Source organism: Paenarthrobacter sp. TAF1 (assembly GCF_052113825.1).
GTDB lineage: Bacteria > Actinomycetota > Actinomycetes > Actinomycetales > Micrococcaceae > Arthrobacter > Arthrobacter nicotinovorans.
Window position 1 is genome coordinate 17,110 of sequence record NZ_JBFRDO010000025.1, and the last position, 17,944, is coordinate 35,053.

Here is a 17,944-nt window from a genome sequence, read left to right on the forward strand (position 1 = left end):
GAGGTGCCGGAATAGGCACTATGCAGCAACGAAAGCGAACCCTCAATGGCTACTGATTACGACGCCCCGCGCAAGACAGAAGAAGAGTCTCCCGCTGAATCACTTGAGGCTCTCCAGGCGTCCCGCGGGGGCGGTGCCCAGACCGCTGTCATCGACGTGGAAGACGTCGATACCGCCGAAGGAATCGATCTTCCGGGCGCCGATCTTTCGGGCGAGGAACTGACCGTCGTTGTGGTTCCGGAGCAGTCGGACGAATTCACGTGCGGGTCTTGTTTCCTGGTCCGTCACCGGTCGCAGATTGCCTTGGAAAAGAACGGCCTTAAGTTCTGCAAGGACTGCGAAGGCTGAATAACGCGCTGATCACGTTATCTTCGGTCACGAAAACGTGGTTGAAGCCGACTGAAACGGCCCGGAATTGATGCCGGAAGCGGCTTCGGATGACCCGCCCGTAACCTGCCGGGGGTCCTCTTAACGGTTGTGCTCCGAAGCGGCCACAACCCGCCAAAATCCGTGGATGCACTCCTACAGTTGAAGTATCAACTTCGCCTGAAGGGGGCACAAAAAATGAGGAAAATTGGAGCGGGTTTGGCGGCTGTTGTGGCAGCGGCCGGGCTCGGTCTGGCAGCACCGGGGCCAGCCTCGGCGGCTTCCTATTGCGGCATCACCTGGGGTTCCCTGGCCAAGGCCGACCCCGATATGAGCGCCGCGCAGGTCACCAATGTCCGCACGGGCCAACAGCCCTGCTACGACCGACTGGTGATCGACATGACCGGGAAAGTGGCCGGTTATTCAGTGCAGTACGTTCCGGTGATCACCCAGGATGCAACGGGCTTCCCCATCCCGGTGCTCGGTGACGCCGACCTGCAAGTGGTGGTGACGGCGCCGTCGTACAACCAGTACAGCCAGCCTACCTACGTTCCGGCAGCCAAGGCCGAGCTCTCCAACGTATCGGGCTACCAGACGTTCCGTCAGGTGGTCTACGCCGGGAGTTTCGAAGGAACTACCAGCATCGGCTTGGGTGTCCGTGCCAGGCTTCCGTTCCGGGTCTTCACCCTGGACGGACCCGACGGCGGCTCGCGGCTTGTCGTGGATGTCGCCCATCACTGGTGAAACACTGCCAAAACGCGCGAAAGCGGCCAGTTCGCCGGATAGCTCCGGCGAACTGGCCGCTTTCCGGCGTTCTCGCTGTTCGGCGCGCCCGGCTACTCAGGGACCACCAGGGCGGGAGTGTCTTTCCGGATGGTATCGCCACGGAAGAACCCTGGCCGCATGCGGGCCTGGATCAGCATGACGACGGCACCCAAGGCCAGGATCCCGATGCCGAGGATGAACACGAGGCCCACCCCGAAGATCTCCGAGCCGCTGCCGAACTCCGGATCCCAGCTGTCCATCGCGGTCTGCAGGAACACAACGAACAGGCCCACACCACCCAGCACAGGGCACACCAGGCGCAGGAGGAAGTTGCGGGCGCTGCTGAAGACGCTGTTGCGGAAGTACCAAGCACAAGCAATGGCCGTCAGTCCGTAGTAGAAGCAGATCATCAGGCCCAAGGCCAGGATGGTGTCGTTGAGGACGTTCTCGCTGATCACGTGCATCACGGCGTAGAAGCCCGCGGACAGTACGCCTGCCGCAATGGTGGCGAAGCCCGGCGTCGAAAACTTCTTGCTCATGTGGCTGAAGCGTTCCGGCAGCGCTCCGTAGTGCGCCATGGCAAGCAGGCTCCGTGACGGCGAAGTGAACGTGGACTGCAACGAAGCCGCCGAGCTGGACAGCACCGCCAACGACATGAGGATCGCGAACGGCCCCATGACCGGAGAAGCGAGTGCCGTGAACACGTTGGCGTGGTTCTCGGGGTTGTTCAGCCCGATTCCGGTGTCGCCGACGCCGGCGAACATCATTGTGGCGATGGTCACCAGCAGGTAGATCCCCAGGACGATGACTGCCGTGAGGGTTCCGGCGGCGCCCGCGGTCTTCTTGCCGTTGGCGGTTTCCTCGTTCACGGTGAGGCAGACATCCCAACCCCAGTACACGAAGATGGACAGCGAAATGCCGGCGGCGATCTGGCCGAAGGTCTCGACTTTCGTGACGTCGAACCAGTCCCAGCTGAAGGGAACGGCGGTCTCGGACGTGGACCAGTTGGCGAAGGCCATGGCCACGAACAAGCCCAGAACCAGCAGCTGGAAACCCACCAGCCCGTACTGGACGATCTTGGTGGTGTGCAGGCCGCGGTAACTGATCCACACGGCCAGGGCCACGAAGACAAAACAGGTGGCTACGTTCAGCAGCTTGTTAGAGGCGAGGTCGGCCAGCTCAGGGGAACCTGTGGCCTGGGCGAGGAAAAGGTAGAAGAAGTCCACCGCTACACCGGCCAGGTTGGACAGGACAATGATGTTGGCTGCGAGCAGGCCCCAACCGCCCATCCAACCCACCCAGGGTCCGAATGCCTTGGTGACCCAGGTGAAGGTGGTGCCGCTGTCCGGGGAGTCTGCGTTGAGCTCCCTGTAGGCCAGCGATACCAGGATCATCGGAATGAACCCGATCAGGAAGATGACGGGCAACTGCAGCCCGACTTCGTTGACTGTTGGACCGAGCGCACCGGTGAGCGTGTACGCCGGGGCGATGGTTGAAATGCCAAGAACGACGACGGCGAGGAGCCCCAACTGCCCCGTCTTCAGTCCCTTGCCGCTAATGTTGTGCGACTCTGCAGCGGCTCCAGTGCTGTTGGAAGCACCGGCGCGGATTGTCTGGCTCATGAAAGGCCCTTTCTAGATGGCCGAAGGCTGTTGCTGCGTAATGCAGTGGATGCCGCCGCCCCGGGCGAAGAGTTCGCGCGCGTCAACACTGACAACGCGGCGTCCGGGGTAGGCATCGGCGAGGATGCGGAGCGCTTTCTCGTCCATGGGGTCGTTGAAGCTGCACGCAATGACCCCACCGTTGACTACCAAGTGGTTGATGTAGCTGTAGTCCACGTAGCCCTCGTCGTCAGTGAGGGTTTCGGGTGCCGGAACTTCGATGATGTTCCAGTCCCGTCCGGCTGCGTCATGGGTGGTGCGCAGGAATTCGATGATCTCCCGGGACACCGCATGATCGGGGTGCTCAGGGTTTTGCTGGGAATGGACAAGGAGTGTGCCCGGGGAGGGGATGGCGGCCACGATGTCCACATGGCCGCGTGTGCCGAACTTCTCCGAATCGCGGGTGAGGCCGCGAGGCAGCCACACCACGTGGGTAGCGCCGATGGTGCGGGCGAGCTCTTCCTCGATGTCGGACTTGGTCAGGCCGGGATTGCGGCCCTCGTCAAGCTGTACGGTCTCGGTGACAAGGACGGTGCCTTCGCCGTCAACCTGGATGCCGCCGCCTTCGTTCACGATCCCCGAGGGGAGGTGTGTGGCGTTGGCACGGCCGGTGATGTTGGCGGCGATCTGCGAATCCTTGTCCCACGCCGCCCAGTCCTGGGCGCCCCAGCCGTTGAAGATCCAGTCCACGGCGCCGAGTTGCTTGTTCGCATCCAACACGAACGACGGTCCGATGTCCCGCATCCAGGCGTCGTTCAGTTCCGCGGTGAGTACCTCGACGCGGGGGTCCAGGTAGCGCGCGGCTGTTTCGACGTCGTCGGGCGCTACCACTATGGTGACCGGCTCGAACTCAAGGACGGCATTCGCGACGGCGGCCCAGGTGGAGCGCGCTGCATGCGCCTCTTCCTCGGTGTCGCCCAAGGTGTAACCGCCGGTGGGGAAGGCCATCCAGACGCGGTCCTGCGGTGCCGTTTCCGACGGCATGCGCCAGGCGCTCACGCGGAGACCGCCTGGTAGGCAGTGGCGACAGCGCTTGCTCCCAGTGGCGCGTTGGGGTCCACCGGTTCGGTGAGGCGACCATAGGTTTCAGGGCGGCGCGTGGCCAGGAACGGGAAGAGCGTGAGCCAGTCCCTGCGCTGGTCGAGGTCGAGGTCGGCGACCAGAACGGCGGATTCGTCCCGCGGTGCCTGGACCAGGATGCGGCCGTAGGGATCGGAGATGAAGGAGGAGCCGTAGAAGTTCAGGGTGCCTTCGTTGCCGTAGCGGTTCGGCGCGATCATGAACAGGCCGTTGGCGATGCCGTTGCCCACAATGACCTGCTGCCAGAGCGGCTGCGTGTCGAAGTCTGGGTGGTCCGGTTCGGAGCCGATTGCGGTGGGGTAGACCAGGATCTCAGCTCCGCCCAGGGAGTACATCCGGGCGAGTTCGGGGAACCATTCGTCCCAGCAGGTGGGCATGCCCAGGCGTGCACCGCCGAGTTCGGCCGGTGCGTACACTGCGTAGGCATCCTCGGCTTCCGGGCCCTTGCGGAAGAACTTGTCCTCGTAGTAGCCGGCGGTGACAGGGATGTGCAGCTTGTGGGTGCGGGCTACGAGTTCCCCGGCGGGGGAGACCAGGATCGCGGTGTTCAGGCCGAGGCCGTCGTCAGTGCCATCCGGGTTCTCAGCCCGCTGGTACAAGGATGCGTGGACCGAGACGCCGAACTTCCTGGCAGCTTCGGCAGCGAAGGTGAAGGTGGGGCCGGTGAGGAGGTCCTCGGTGATGTCCGATGGGCGGATGCCTGCCGCGGGGTTGTTCTCCGGCCGGGTGTCGGCGGGGTAGCGGGAGAGCGTCAGTTCAGGCAGGAAAACAACAGTGGCTCCCAGCTTGGCGGCGCGCTCGATGCCTTCGGTAAGTTCTGCGCGGAGGGCGGATTCGTCGGCATGCCAGCGGTGCTGGACAACGCCGACGCGCAGCGGCGTCCGCGTGGAGGGTTCGGTGCGGGCCAGGGAAGTCGGGGCTTCGAGGCGGGTTATTTCAATCATGGTGGCATGTACTCCGATGAGACGACAGTCACTAAATGAATAGCGTTCATTTAGTATGACGCGAGTCACGCCGGAGTGCAAGGGGAAAACGAATGCCAATCATTTATGGCAGCCCGGACCCCTACCCGGCACCCCTGCGGACGCCCTGGCCGAGCGCCCCTCCCGCCCCGCCCCGCCCCGTCCCGTCCCGGGAGCGGGCCTAGCCGGCCACGGTGGGCAAGGTAAGAATCTCGGCTCCGTCCGCGGTGATGGCGATCGTGTGCTCGCTGTGGGCCGTCCGGCAGCCGGTGACGCTGCGGAGGGTCCAGCCGTCGGGATCGGTCACGAGCTGGGCGGTATCCGCCATGACCCACGGTTCCAAAGCGAGCAGCAAGCCAGGGCGCAGCTTGTAGCCGCGGCCAGGGCGTCCCATGTTGGGCACATGCGGTTCCTGGTGCATGGTTGAGCCGATTCCGTGGCCGCCAAACTCCGTGTTAACGGGATATCCTGCCTCGCCGAGGACGGAGCCAATGGCGTAGGACAGATCGCCGATCCGCGCGCCGGGCCGCGCCGCTGCTATACCGGCACGCAGGGCGCGTTCGGTTGCCTCGATCATGGCCACGCTTTCGGCGGGCTTTGCGTCGCCGACGATGAAGCTGATGGCAGAGTCTGCTGCGATCCCTTTCAGGGAGACGGCCAGGTCAAGGGTCAGCAGGTCGCCGTCGGCAAGCGCGTAGTCCCGCGGCAGTCCATGGAGGACGGCGTCGTTGACGCCTGTGCAGATGTAGTGGCCGAAGGGGCCGCGCCCAAACGATGGCGCGTAGTCCACGTAGCAGGACACCGCGCCGGCCTCGAGGATCATGGCCTTGGCCCACGCGTCGATCTCCAGGAGGTTGGTGCCAACAGTGCACCGGCTCTTGAGCGTGTGCAGGATGTTGGCCACCAGTGTCCCTGCAGCCCGGGCACGGGTCAGTTCGCTGGTGCTGAGGATCTCGATCATAGGGGACCTTTCCGGGGTTGATGCCAATAACTATCCCGGCCATATTATCCCGGTATTACAATTGGAGCCATGGTCAGGTTGCCGCTCACACCCGCAGAGGCCGAGCGCGGACAGCGTCTCGGTGCCCTGCTCCGCCGTGCACGGGGCGCACGCTCCATGCTGGAGATCGCCCTCGATGCCCGTGTTTCTCCCGAAACGCTGCGCAAAATCGAGTCGGGAAGGGTTGCCACTCCCGCCTTTCCTACGGTGGCGGCCATTGCCGATGTTCTTGGACTTTCGCTCGATGAGGTGTGGTCCGAGATCAACCAGCCCGACGCCGGAGCGGACCCCGCCGTGTCGCGCCGCAATGCCCGGGAGTTCCTGGCTTCCTAGATTTCCGCCTGCTGGTCCTGTCGCTTGGGCCGTGCCCGGACGTGCAGGCGCTCGCCTTGCTGGCCGAACAGGGTGAGCAGTTCCACCGGTTCAGAGGTAGCGCTGGCGAACCAGTGTGGGGTGCGGGTGTCGAATTCCGCCACTTCCCCGGGTTTGAGGATGAAGTCGTTCCCGCCCAGGACCAGCCGCAGTTTCCCATTGAGGATGTACATCCAGTCGTAGCCTTCGTGGGATTGCGGGTCTGGAATTTCCTTGCCCGTTCCGGCTTTCAGCACCATCTTGAAGGCCTGGATTCCGCCGGGGCGGCGAGTGAGGGGCAGCGCGGTGCCCCAATGATGGACGTGTGGCTTGAGATGGATGCGGGGGTCGCCCGTTTCCGGGGCGTCGATCAACTCCTCAAGAGGTACTTGGTGAAGCCGTGCAATCGGCAGCAACAGTTCCAGGGTGGGCTTGCGCTGGCCCGACTCCAGGCGGGACAGCGTGCTCACCGAGATCCCCGTGCCTTCCGATGCCTCTGCCAGCGTCAGGTTCCGTTGGGTCCGCATCGCGCGCAGGCGCGGGCCGACGGCGTCGAGCATTGCGCTGAAATCCTTTGCCATGTCTCCAGTTTGCCATAGTGGCAATTTTTCTTGCCGCTTCTGTCGACATCGACCAAGGATGGTAGGAGCGGCGGAAGGCCGCAGCGAGTCGACGGAGGCACAGTGAGCAGAGATACGAAGACGGAAACCGCGGACGAGTACCAGGTTGTGGTGATCGGAGGTGGCGCAGCTGGGTTAAGTGCCGCCGTGACGCTTGGCAGGGCCCTCCGGTCCGTCCTGGTGATCGACGCCGGCGAGCCGCGGAACGCGCCGGCTGCCGGGGTCCATGGTTTCCTGTCCAGGGACGGCATTGATCCCAGGGAATTGTTGGATATGGGGCGGGAAGAAGCACGCGGCTATGGGGTGGACTTCATCGCGGGCGTCGCCGTCGCAGCGCGCTCGACGGCGGGGGCCGAGGAAGGCGCGGAGCTCTCCTTTGATGTTGAACTGGCCGATGGGCGGACGGTGAAGGCCCGCCGGATCCTTGTGACCACGGGGCTGACCGATGTTCTGCCCGACATCGACGGCATCCGGGAGCGGTGGGGTCGTGATGTCCTGCATTGCCCCTACTGCCACGGCTGGGAGGTCCGGAACAAAGCGATCGGCATACTGGGCTCTGTTCCCATGGCGTTGCACCAGACGATGCTCTTCAGGCAGTGGAGCCCGAACATCACGCTGTTCCTTAATGACGTGGTGGAGCCGACGGACGCAGAGTGGGAGCAGCTGGCTGCACGCTCGATCAGCGTGGTGGAAGGCAAGGTGGAGTCACTCGCCATCCAGGATGATGCGTTGAGGGGCGTCGTCCTGGCCTCGGGAACAGTCATCCCGGTGGAGGCCGTAGTGACCGCAACCAGGCTGGAGGCAAGGTCCGCAGTGCTGGAGTCGCTTGGCGTCCCGGTGGTGGAACACCCCATGGGAGTAGGGCACCACGTGGAAGTGAATCCCATGGGCGGGGCCACCGCGGTTCCCGGCGTCTGGGCTGCGGGCAATGTCGCGGACCTTATGGGACAGGTCATGGCGTCGGCCGCTTCGGGCGTCATGGCCGGGGCCGCCATCAACGCCCACCTGGTGGCGGAGGAAACCAGATTGGCGGTGGACGTTGCGCGGCTGTCCAGCCTCGCCCGGTGACCACCACAAGCTGAACGGAAACCCTGCAAAAAAGTGGTCGACGTGCGGCCGGAGTGCGAGGACTATTAAAGAACGCCACTAAGGGAGGTTGTATGTGCTACGCGTACTATGACGACTTCGAGCGGCGCACGAAGAAGGACTCCGCGCGCAAGCCCGAGACCACAACTGAAGAGGCCAGGAAGGAACCGGTTGCCCCGGCGGAGACCCGCCAGGCATCGGAAGGGACACTCTGGACTTTCCTGGCACGCCGTCGCAGGGAACCTGTGGTTTACGAACCGAAGGTTGACCGCATCCACGAGAAGGTCTAGGCCCCGCCTGGACTGGAACGAGTAGAAGATCACGAAAAAGGCGCCGGTCTGCCGGCGCCTTTCCCGTGTGCCCGTCCACGCGCAGGCTAGTTGTTTCCGCCTGTTGAACCGAGGTACTCCAGAGCGGCTGTGACCAATGCTTCCGTTCCCTTGGCCAGCGTGGGCTGGATCAGGGGCGCGAAGTAGGGCGAGTGGTTCGAGGGAATATCTTCGGGGAGGCGCCCCGTCGTCGCCCATTCGCGGAACAGGGCAGGGTCGGCGCCGCCGAGGAACCAAAACACCAACGGCGCGTCGGCGCCCTTTGCCAAGGCTCCTACGTCTTCGCTGCCGGATACGGGCCCGGGATCAATGACCTGTGCCTCGCCGAACCTGGCCTTGAAGGCCGCTGTAATCCTGCCTGCTGCCGACTCGTCGTTAACTGTCAGCGGGAAGTGCTCTTCGAAATGGATCTCCGGGTCCTTGGGGGCGCCGGATGCCGCTGATTCCCCGTGCACAATGCGCTCAATCGAACCGAGGATTTTGTCCCTGGTGGAATCGCTGAAGGTGCGGACACTGAGGCCGAGGGTTGCCGTCTCGGGGATGATGTTGTTCTTGGTACCGGAGTGGATCTGTCCTACGGTGACCACAGCGGAGTCGCTGGCGGCGAGTTCGCGCGACACGATGCCCTGCAGGCGGATGGTGGCAGCGGCGGCCATCACCACCGGATCAATGGTGGTTTCCGGGCGCGATCCGTGCCCGCCGCGGCCGTGCAGGGTGATGTTGAGGGAGTCTGCGGAGGCCATGGTGACGCCGGCCCGGATGCCGAACCATCCGGCGGGGAAGGGGGCCACATGCTGTCCGAGCACTACATCGGGCTTCGGCACGACGTCATAGAGGCCGTCGCCAACCATCGCCTGCGCACCGCCACCCCATTCCTCGGCGGGCTGGAACACGACGATCAGTGTGCCTTGCCACCGGTCACGTTGTCCGGCCAACGCTTCTGCTGCTCCCACGAGGCAGCTGACATGGACATCGTGTCCGCACGCATGCATGACCGGAACATCATTTCCGTCAGGATCGACACCCATGGCAGTACTTGCGTAGTCCAGTCCCGTTGACTCTTTGACCGGGAGGGCGTCCATGTCGGCCCGGAGCATGACGACCGGCCCGGCTCCGTTCTCAAGGATGCCCACCACGCCGGTCTTGCCGATGTTGCGGTGGACGGTGAAGCCAAGATTCTCCAGGTGCCCGGCTGCGATCCCGGCGGTCCTGGTCTCCTGGAAGGACAGCTCCGGGTGGGCGTGCAGGTCCTTGTAAAGCTCTTCGAGGTCAATGGTCATGGGTTTACCCTTCGTTCGACGCCTTCGGTCCGGCCAGTGTATCCATCCGCTTTGTGCGAACCCTGTGTGTGCGAACCTGGCTGTCACGGCACACTTGATGGCATGACGAATTCCGAACCCGCCACCACGCAGCACTCCACGGTTGAGGACTGGACCGCAGCCCTGGCAGAGTCGAGCGGCTCGCCCGGGGGCGGCGCCGGCACCGGGGTGATGCTATCCATTGCGGCTGCCTTGACGTCAATGGTGGCCGGGTACACGGAAGCCGAGGGGCAGCAGCGTGACGAGCTTTCCGCTATCCATGCCAGGGCCCATGAGCTCAGGGAAGCGGCTCTCCGGCTCGCGGACGAGGACGCATCTGCCTCCAACGCCTTCGGAGCTGCTTTCCGCCTCGACCCCGGACCGGAACGCGAAGAAGCCATCCACCAAGCCTCCGTGGACGCAGCCAAGGCATCCGCCGTCCTGGGTGAACGGGCCATCGACGCCATTGAAGACCTCGGCTGGCTCGCTTCCCACGGGAACCCGGCCCTCGTTGCCGACGTCGTGGTGGGTTTCGGTGCGCTGCGGGCGGCCATAGCGGGGGCGAGGACCAACGTGAGCTTCGACCTCGCTTCCCTGACCTCCGCGGGGACTTCCCTCGAGGAGGTCAGGGAGCAGCAGCCCTGCCTGTGGACAACGGTCGGCCGGCTCGGCGATGCCCTGGAGCGTATCGACCAACTGACCGCCGACGTCGACAAGAAGGCGGCACCCACGGAAGCCGTGTAGCTTCCCTTACTGCGCTTTGGGAACCTTGCGCAGTACGACGGCGGCCATCACTGCTGCTCCGGCCATCAGTACCAGCCCAATCGCCGCGGTGATGTGGACGCCTGAGTCGAAGGCTATCCGCGCGGCGGTGGTCAGTGCCTCCGACAACTGGGTGGGGAGCCCGGATGCCGCGTCGACCGCGCCTGCCAGAGTCTCCCCGGACTTCCTCGCCGCCTCTGTGGGCACGCCGTCGGGAATGACGAGGTTGTGCTGGTAGGACGCGGTGAGGATTGAACCGAGCACGGCTGTTCCCAGGAGGGAACCGAGTTCGTAACCGGTCTCGGAGATGGCCGAGGCCGCCCCTGATTTGTCTGCCGGCACGGACGCCAGGATGAGGTCGTTGGAGATGGTCTCCGCTGCACCCACGCCGACGGCCAGGACCGTCAGGGCTGACAGGAGGAACACCGGTCCGCTGCCGTGGTCACCCACGACGGCCACCAGGTAGCCTATGGCGCTCAGTGTCAGTCCGCCGGCCACCACGAAGCCGGGCCGTACTTTCTTGACCAGCGGTACTACGAGCAGGCCGGCGATGACGGTGGCCAGGAGGGCCGGGATCATGGCGATGCCGGCTTCCATGGGGGACTGCCCTTCGACCAGCTGCAGGTGCTGGGCAAAGAAGTAGATGAACCCCGTCATGGAGAACAAGGACAAAACATTCGCCACGATGGCCGTGCTGAATACCTTGTTCTTGAACAGGGAAACATCCAGCATGGGGCTTTCGATCCTTTGCTGGCGGCGGACGAACAGAATGCCCATCACCAGGCCAAAGCCCATGAAGGCAGCAGCTGAGGCACCGAAGCCGTGGACCGCGAATTCCTTGATGCCGTAAACGAAGGGCGCCATGGTGACCGCGGACAGGACAATGCTGGACACATCCACCCGGCCGGGGTTGGCGTCCTTGGACTCGGGAATGAGTACCCGGCCAAAGGCAAGGAGCGGCAGAAGCAGGAATGCTGCTACCAGGAAGACGGCGCCCCACCAGAAGTGCTCCACCAGCCAGCCGCCGAAGATGGGACCGAGGGCTGCGCCGCCGGAGAATCCGGCAGCCCATACAGCGATCGCGAGCCGACGGCGGTTGGGGTCGGTAAAGATGTTCCTTATCAAGGACAACGTGGATGGCATCAGCATGGCGCCGAAGACGCCGAGTGCAGCGCGTCCGGCAATAAGCCACTCCGCGGACGGCGCGAATGCCGTAGCAGCCGAAACCGCCGCGAAGCCTGTGCTGCCGATCAGAAGCAACCGGCGTCGTCCGACCCGGTCACCAAGGTTGCCCATGGAGACCAGGAGCGCAGCGAGCACCAGCGGGTAGGCGTCAACGATCCACAGGAGCTGTATGCCGCCCACGTCCAGGGAGCGGGCGATTTCCGGCAGGGCGAAAGTGAGCGCGGTGTTATCGACGGCCACCAGCAGCACCGGGAACATCAGCAGTGCCAAGGCCGTCCAGTCGCGCCACGGTGCAGCCGGGCCCGTCAAGGGGGCGGCGGAACGGGGTGCTTGGGTTGAGGACGGCGAGAACATGCCTCTTACTGTACCGTCCAGACGGTATAGTTACAAATTCAACCCCCGCAATTCTTTAGGGAATGATGTACACATGCCACGAAAACCAGTTGCCCGGGACGCCGTCCTGGATGCCTACGAATCCCTCCTGATCGAGGTAGGGGAGCGGGCCGCTACCCTGGATGCCGTCGCCAAGAGGGCCGGTGTCTCCAAGGGCGGGCTGCTGTATCACTTCCCCAACAAGGAAGCCCTGATCAGCGCCTTGCTGGAGCGCCTGGACGAGTTGGCGCAGGAAGACATTGAGCAGATGAAGGCCGCGCCGGACGGTTCGGCCGCCTACTTCATCCGGTCCTCCCTCTGGGCTGACACCCCCATGGACAGGGCATTCGTTGCCGCCACCAGGCTCGCTGAAGTAGCCCATGAGGAAACGCGGCGGCGCTTCGCAGGAATCCAGCAGCAGTGGCTTGATGTCCTGGCCGAAGACGTAGGACCGGAGATCGCCAAGGCCGTCAGCTACATGGGCGACGGCCTTTATTTCAACGCGATGTTCGAGGGCGGGCAGGGGGCCGGCAACGCCGGCCGGGAGGCCGACGTCGAAATCCTGCTGGGGGTCCTGGACCGCCTGCGGAAGTGACTGCTCATCCATTTGCCGCAGGGCCTTGCACGTAGGACAATTAAGCCTTGTGGCGTGCCCAGCGTGGCGCCCACAGACAACTGAACATGCCTTTGATCTGCGGCGGGAGAGTCCTGCAGGCACGTGATGCAGGCGCCGTAGGAGCAAACCCTCCCCAGGAATCTCTCAGGCCCACGCACCGCCGCGGCGAGGCAACTCTGGAAAGCAGCAGGCACTCCACGCCATTGACGTGGGATGCTGTGCTCACCGACGGTGCAAGCGATTCGTTGTGCGGACAACACGCGGAAACTCTCAGGTCCAATACAGAGCGGGGAGGAACCCGAGCCGCTGTGGCGTACCCAAACGCCGCCCAAGTACTGGAGTTCCTTCGTGACGGTTAGTTCTGCCTCCACCACCTTCGTCGATCGGCATATCGGCGCCCGCCGCCAGACCGACATTGAGACCACGCTCAAGTCCGTTGGCTACGACTCTGTTGACTCGCTGGTCGACACTGCCGTTCCGAACGACATCCGCCAGGACGTCGCCCTCACCTTGCAGAACGCGCTGAGCGAAGTCGAGGTCCTGGCCGAGCTGCGCAAGCTCGCCTCCAAGAACAAGACCGCGGTCCAGATGATCGGCCAGGGCTACTACGACACCATCACGCCGCCGGTCATCCGCCGCAACATCCTTGAGTCCCCGGCCTGGTACACCGCTTACACCCCGTACCAGCCTGAAATTTCGCAGGGCCGCCTTGAAGCACTCCTGAATTTCCAGACCATGGTCCAGGACCTCGTTGGCCTGCCTATCGCCAACGCCTCGCTGCTTGACGAAGCAACCGCCGTGGCCGAGGCCGTCCTCATGATGCGCCGCGCCAACAAGAACAAGGCCGTGCAGGACGGCAAGACTGTGCTCGACGCAGACTGCCTCCCGCAGACCATCGCCATCGTCAAGGGCCGTGCTGAAGCCCTCGGCTTCGAGGTTGAGGTTGCCGATCTTTCAGCCGGCCTTCCGGAAGGTGCCATCAACGGCGTCGTCCTCCAGCAGCCCGGTGTTTCCGGCCGCGTCTTCGACCACTCCGCCGTCATTGCCGAGGCCAAGGAACGCGGCGCACTGGTCACCGTTGCCGCCGACCTCCTTTCCCTGACGCTCATCACCCCTCCGGGTGAGCAGGGCGCTGACATCGCCGTGGGTTCCGCCCAGCGCCTGGGTGTCCCGCTCTTCTTCGGCGGCCCGCACGCGGCCTACATGGCCGTCCAGAAGGGTCTCGAGCGTTCCATGCCGGGCCGCCTGGTGGGCGTTTCCAAGGACGACGCCGGTGTCCCCGCCTACCGTCTGGCCCTGCAGACCCGCGAACAGCACATCCGCCGCGAGAAGGCCACGTCCAACATCTGCACCGCGCAGGCGCTGCTGGCCATCGTCGCTTCGATGTACGCCGTCTACCACGGCCCCGAAGGCCTGAAAGCGATCGCCGAGACCGCCCACAGCCACGCCCGCACGCTCGCAGGGTCCCTGAAGGCTGCCGGCGTCGAGGTCCTCCACGGTTCGTTCTTCGACACCATCACCGTCCGCGTCCCGGGCAAGGCAGCAGAGATCGTCGCCGCCGCCGAGGCCAAGGGCATCAACCTGCGCGGCATCGATGCTGACACTGTTGGCATCTCCGTTGATGAGACGACTACGTCCGACATCGTCGGCCGCCTGCTCGATGTCTTTGGCGCTTCGGTCACCGATGCCGCCGAGGACTTTGCGCTGGAGGCTTCCGTTGAGCGCACCAGCGCATTCATGCAGCACCCGGTGTTCAACACCCACCGCTCCGAAACCCAGCTCCTGCGCTACATCCGCAAGCTCTCCGACCGGGACCTCGCGCTGGACCGCACCATGATTCCGCTCGGTTCCTGCACCATGAAGCTCAACGCCACTGCCGAGATGGAAGCCATTTCGTGGCCGGAGTTCGCTTCGATCCACCCGTTCGCTCCGGATTCCCAGACCGAGGGCTGGCGTGAACTCATCAGCGACCTCGAAGCCCAGCTGACCGAAATCACCGGCTACGACCAAGTCTCCATCCAGCCCAACGCAGGTTCCCAGGGCGAGCTCGCAGGCCTGCTGGCCATCCGCGGCTACCACCTGTCCAACGGCGACGACCAGCGCAACGTCTGCCTCATCCCGGCGTCCGCGCACGGCACGAACGCTGCCTCGGCAGTGCTGGCCGGCATGAAGGTCGTGGTGGTGGCCACTGCTCCTGATGGCACCATCGACCACGTTGACCTGAAGGCCAAGATCGAAGCCCACCGCGACGCCCTTTCGGCCATCATGATCACCTACCCGTCAACGCACGGCGTGTATGACGCCGACGTCCGCGAAGTCTGCGATGCCATCCACGAGGCCGGCGGCCAGGTTTACATCGACGGCGCCAACCTCAACGCGCTGGTCGGTCTGGCCCAGCCGGGCAAGTTCGGCGGCGACGTCTCGCACCTGAACCTGCACAAGACCTTCTGCATCCCGCACGGCGGCGGCGGACCCGGCGTTGGCCCGGTTGCTGCCAAGGCACACCTCGCACCTTTCATGCCCGGTGACGCGGCATCCTGGACCGAAGGCAACGATGTCCCGATTTCGGCCTCCCGCTTCGGTTCCGCCGGGGTTCTTCCGATCTCCTGGGCGTACGTGAAGCTCATGGGCGGCCAGGGCCTCACCGAAGCCACCAAGTCCGCGCTGCTGGCTGCGAACTACATCGCATCGCGCCTCAACGAGCACTTCCCGGTGCTCTACACAGGTGAAGGCGGACTCGTGGCCCACGAGTGCATCCTGGACCTGCGTGAACTGACCGCTAAGACCGGCGTCACGGCCGAGGATGTGGCCAAGCGCCTCATCGACTTCGGATTCCACGCCCCCACGCTGGCCTTCCCGGTTGCGGGTACCTTGATGGTGGAGCCCACCGAGTCCGAGGACCTCGTGGAGATTGACCGCTTCATCGAAGCCATGATCACCATCCGCAAGGAAATCGACCAAGTAGCCCACGGCGACTTCTCCGTGCAGGATTCCCCGCTTCGCCGGGCGCCCCACACGGCTGCCGCCGTCGTAACTTCCGATTGGGACCGCGCGTACCCGCGCGAGCAGGCCGCTTTCCCGGTCCACCACCTCAAGCAGGACAAGTACTTCCCGCCCGTTGGCCGCATCGACGGCGCAGCTGGAGACCGCAACCTGGTCTGCTCCTGCCCACCGATCGAAGACTTCGAAAACTAAGGACTCGTCATGACTGAGAACTACACAGCCCTTTACGAAGAGCACAAGAAGCTCGGCGCGTCCTTCACCGACTTCGGTGGCTGGCAGATGCCGCTCAAGTACTCCTCCGAGTTGGCCGAGCACCACGCGGTCCGCAAGTCCGCAGGCCTGTTCGACCTCTCCCACATGGGCGAAGTCTGGGTCACCGGCCCCGAAGCCGCAGCCTTCCTGGACTACGCCCTGGTGGGCAAGATCTCGGCCATGGCGGACGGCAAGGCCAAGTACTCGCTGATCTGCCAGGAAGACGGCGGCATCATCGACGACCTCATTACCTATCGCCGTGGTGCCGACAAGTTCCTGGTGGTGCCGAACGCCGGCAACGCCAAGGTTGTGGCTGACGCTTTGCTTGAACGCGCCGCCGGTTTCGACGTGGTGGTTGAAGATGCCTCTGCCCGGACCTCGCTGATCGCAGTGCAGGGTCCGCTCGCCGAAGCCATCCTGCTGCGCCTGGTTCCGGCCGACCAGCACGCGCTGGTCACCGGGCTCAAGTACTACGCCGCAGTTGAGGTGACCTTCCTGGTGGCAGGCAGCGGCCAGGACCTTCTCCTGGCACGCACCGGCTACACGGGCGAGGACGGTTTCGAGATCTTCGTTCCCAACGAATCCGCTGCCGCGCTGTGGCAGGCAATTGCCGCCGTCGCCGAAGAAGGAGAACTGGTTCCGGCCGGCCTTGCCTCCCGCGATTCCCTGCGGCTGGAAGCCGGCATGCCGCTCTACGGCAACGAGCTCTCCCGTGAAGGCAACCCCTTCGCTGCAGGGCTCGGAGCCGTGGTGGCGCTGTCCAAGGAAGGTGACTTCGTTGGCAAGGACGCACTGGCTGCGTTGAAGGCCGACGGTGCCGGTTCCACCACGGGACGCAAGCTCGTGGGCCTCAAGGGCCTGGGGCGTCGCGCGGGACGCGGCCACTACCCGGTCCTCAAGGATGGCGCGGTAGTCGGCGAAGTGACCTCCGGCCAGCCCAGTCCGACCCTCGGGTACCCGGTAGCGTTGGCATATGTCGACGTCGAACACACTGAGCTTGGAACCGCGCTGGACATTGACCTGCGTGGCAAGAGCGAGCCGTTCGAAGTCGTCGCACTGCCTTTCTACAAGCGCCAAAAGTAGCGAGTTTTTGTACAGCTAATGACCCCATAGCCCAGCTATAAAGGCATTAGCTGTACAAAAACTCCACGTTTTTCATTTCGACCACGTAAAGGAAACAGAATGCCCAAAGTAGCGCCCGAACTTCAGTACTCCGACGAGCACGAGTGGGTCTCCCGCGGCGAGGGGAACTCGGTGTCCGTCGGGATCTCCGAGGTTGCCACCGACGCACTGGGTGACATTGTGTACGTTGACCTGCCCGAGGTCGGTTCGACTGTGACCGCAGGCGCGACCTGTGGCGAAGTTGAGTCCACCAAGTCCGTCTCCGACCTGTACTCGCCCGTCACCGGCGAGGTCACGGAAATCAACGACGCCGTTGTTTCGGACCCGGCCCTGATCAACAACGACCCCTACGGCGCCGGCTGGCTCTTCAAGGTCGCTGCTGAGTCCGACGGCCCGCTGCTCTCGGCAGAGGAATACGCCTCCAAGAACGGCGGCGACCTCTCCTAAGGTCCGCGCTCCGGCACGGAACGAGCGTGCAGGGCGTAGCGTTTGTAGTAACTGAATAATTTGCGACGCCGGGTTGCCGCCTTTGGGGGCCATCCGGCGTCGTGCTTCGGTCGTCTTCCGCCACAAGCGGGGGAGGCCATCCGGCAGGACCATCTGCCGGACCGTTTCAAGCTGTATAAAAGGGATCCCGGCTATGGCTGTTGGTGTTTTCGATCTGTTCTCTGTGGGCATTGGTCCGTCGAGTTCCCACACGGTGGGGCCGATGCGGGCCGCCGCTGTGTTCGCTGGTGAGTTGAAGGACGCTGGTGTCCTGGACTCGGTGGCGTCGTTGCGGGTTGATTTGTATGGTTCGTTGGCGGCAACGGGCCGTGGTCACGGAACCATGACGGCGACGTTGCTGGGCTTGGAGGGCTACCACCCTGAGTTGATCCTTCCCGAGGAAGTGGAGGAGCGGCTCGCGACGATCGCTGAGAGCGGTGTGCTGAACCTGGCGGGGGCATCCGGCGGGGGTGTGGAGTTGCCGTATGCGGTGGAGGATATGGTGTTGCATCCGTTGACGGTGTTGCCGCGGCATACGAACGGGATGAAGTTCGCCGTGGCTGATGCTGAGGGAAACACTGTGCATGAGGCGACGTTCTTTTCGGTTGGTGGTGGGTTCATTGTCCGT

At 64.1% G+C, this 17,944-nt stretch carries 18 protein-coding genes and 1 riboswitch; of the genes, 11 read left to right on the plus strand and 7 right to left on the minus strand.

Annotated features, from left to right (window positions below; translation table 11 throughout):
* The first annotated feature begins 45 nt into the window (after positions 1–45).
* Both AB4Y81_RS19945 and AB4Y81_RS19950 read left to right on the plus strand, forming a co-directional pair.
* Positions 46–348: a DUF4193 domain-containing protein gene (locus AB4Y81_RS19945; protein WP_018780148.1), complete on the plus strand. Its 303-nt coding sequence runs from the start codon at positions 46–48 to the stop codon at positions 346–348.
* Between the two features lie 216 nt (positions 349–564).
* Positions 565–1,110, plus strand: coding sequence for an AMIN-like domain-containing (lipo)protein (locus tag AB4Y81_RS19950; RefSeq protein WP_434328094.1), 546 nt, complete (start codon positions 565–567; stop codon positions 1,108–1,110).
* Between the two features lie 92 nt (positions 1,111–1,202).
* Here AB4Y81_RS19950 and AB4Y81_RS19955 read toward each other — a convergent pair whose 3' ends face one another.
* The 4 genes from AB4Y81_RS19955 to map all read right to left on the minus strand — a co-directional run bounded on the left by AB4Y81_RS19955 (position 1,203) and on the right by map (position 5,795).
* Positions 1,203–2,753: an APC family permease gene (locus AB4Y81_RS19955; RefSeq protein WP_441996681.1), complete on the minus strand. Its 1,551-nt coding sequence runs from the start codon at positions 2,751–2,753 to the stop codon at positions 1,203–1,205.
* Between the two features lie 12 nt (positions 2,754–2,765).
* Positions 2,766–3,791: an agmatine deiminase family protein gene (locus AB4Y81_RS19960; protein WP_441996683.1), complete on the minus strand. Its 1,026-nt coding sequence runs from the start codon at positions 3,789–3,791 to the stop codon at positions 2,766–2,768.
* Entirely contained in the window at positions 3,788–4,816 is a 1,029-nt protein-coding gene (locus AB4Y81_RS19965) for a nitrilase-related carbon-nitrogen hydrolase (protein ID WP_055975258.1), read from the minus strand. The genes AB4Y81_RS19960 and AB4Y81_RS19965 overlap by 4 nt, the downstream gene beginning before the upstream one ends.
* A gap of 199 nt (positions 4,817–5,015) precedes the next feature.
* Positions 5,016–5,795: a type I methionyl aminopeptidase gene (gene map / locus AB4Y81_RS19970; protein ID WP_441996686.1), complete on the minus strand. Its 780-nt coding sequence runs from the start codon at positions 5,793–5,795 to the stop codon at positions 5,016–5,018.
* A 69-nt stretch (positions 5,796–5,864) separates the two neighbouring features.
* Between map and AB4Y81_RS19975 the strand changes: the two genes are divergently transcribed.
* The gene (locus AB4Y81_RS19975) at positions 5,865–6,167 is read left to right on the plus strand and encodes a helix-turn-helix domain-containing protein (protein WP_018780142.1); all 303 of its coding nucleotides are present in this window, start codon (positions 5,865–5,867) and stop codon (positions 6,165–6,167) included.
* On the opposite strand, the gene AB4Y81_RS19980 is transcribed toward AB4Y81_RS19975, so the two are convergent.
* Positions 6,164–6,766 (minus strand): helix-turn-helix domain-containing protein, encoded by a 603-nt coding sequence (locus AB4Y81_RS19980; RefSeq protein WP_018780141.1) that lies wholly within the window; start codon positions 6,764–6,766, stop codon positions 6,164–6,166. The genes AB4Y81_RS19975 and AB4Y81_RS19980 overlap by 4 nt on opposite strands.
* A 102-nt stretch (positions 6,767–6,868) precedes the next feature.
* On the opposite strand from AB4Y81_RS19980, the gene AB4Y81_RS19985 reads away from it, so the two are divergent.
* Together AB4Y81_RS19985 and AB4Y81_RS19990 are read left to right on the plus strand one after the other, a co-directional pair.
* Positions 6,869–7,873, plus strand: a complete 1,005-nt coding sequence (locus AB4Y81_RS19985) for an NAD(P)/FAD-dependent oxidoreductase (protein WP_018780140.1) — start codon at positions 6,869–6,871, stop codon at positions 7,871–7,873.
* Positions 7,874–7,965: 92 nt separating this feature from the next.
* Positions 7,966–8,181: a hypothetical protein gene (locus AB4Y81_RS19990; RefSeq protein ID WP_018780139.1), complete on the plus strand. Its 216-nt coding sequence runs from the start codon at positions 7,966–7,968 to the stop codon at positions 8,179–8,181.
* Between the two features lie 86 nt (positions 8,182–8,267).
* Here AB4Y81_RS19990 and AB4Y81_RS19995 read toward each other — a convergent pair whose 3' ends face one another.
* Positions 8,268–9,500 (minus strand): amidohydrolase, encoded by a 1,233-nt coding sequence (locus AB4Y81_RS19995; RefSeq protein WP_416430361.1) that lies wholly within the window; start codon positions 9,498–9,500, stop codon positions 8,268–8,270.
* Between the two features lie 102 nt (positions 9,501–9,602).
* Between AB4Y81_RS19995 and AB4Y81_RS20000 the strand changes: the two genes are divergently transcribed.
* Complete coding sequence (locus AB4Y81_RS20000; protein ID WP_441996689.1) at positions 9,603–10,262, plus strand: cyclodeaminase/cyclohydrolase family protein; 660 nt, start codon at positions 9,603–9,605, stop codon at positions 10,260–10,262.
* Between the two features lie 6 nt (positions 10,263–10,268).
* Here AB4Y81_RS20000 and AB4Y81_RS20005 read toward each other — a convergent pair whose 3' ends face one another.
* Positions 10,269–11,819 (minus strand): MFS transporter, encoded by a 1,551-nt coding sequence (locus tag AB4Y81_RS20005; protein WP_441996691.1) that lies wholly within the window; start codon positions 11,817–11,819, stop codon positions 10,269–10,271.
* Positions 11,820–11,892: 73 nt separating this feature from the next.
* On the opposite strand from AB4Y81_RS20005, the gene AB4Y81_RS20010 reads away from it, so the two are divergent.
* The 5 genes from AB4Y81_RS20010 to AB4Y81_RS20030 form a co-directional block, all read left to right on the plus strand.
* Positions 11,893–12,432, plus strand: a complete 540-nt coding sequence (locus AB4Y81_RS20010; RefSeq protein ID WP_039239936.1) for a TetR/AcrR family transcriptional regulator — start codon at positions 11,893–11,895, stop codon at positions 12,430–12,432.
* Positions 12,433–12,525: 93 nt separating this feature from the next.
* A riboswitch (glycine riboswitch) is annotated at positions 12,526–12,623 on the plus strand.
* 178 nt (positions 12,624–12,801) lie between these two features.
* Positions 12,802–15,648, plus strand: a complete 2,847-nt coding sequence (gene gcvP / locus AB4Y81_RS20015) for an aminomethyl-transferring glycine dehydrogenase (protein WP_441996693.1) — start codon at positions 12,802–12,804, stop codon at positions 15,646–15,648.
* Between the two features lie 9 nt (positions 15,649–15,657).
* On the plus strand, positions 15,658–16,791 hold the full coding sequence (gene gcvT / locus AB4Y81_RS20020) for a glycine cleavage system aminomethyltransferase GcvT (protein ID WP_018780133.1): 1,134 nt from the start codon (positions 15,658–15,660) through the stop codon (positions 16,789–16,791).
* Between the two features lie 99 nt (positions 16,792–16,890).
* On the plus strand, positions 16,891–17,277 hold the full coding sequence (gene gcvH, locus AB4Y81_RS20025; protein ID WP_018780132.1) for a glycine cleavage system protein GcvH: 387 nt from the start codon (positions 16,891–16,893) through the stop codon (positions 17,275–17,277).
* A gap of 193 nt (positions 17,278–17,470) precedes the next feature.
* Positions 17,471–17,944 (plus strand): serine dehydratase beta chain (locus AB4Y81_RS20030; protein WP_441996694.1); only part of this gene is annotated, 474 nt, incomplete at its 3' end.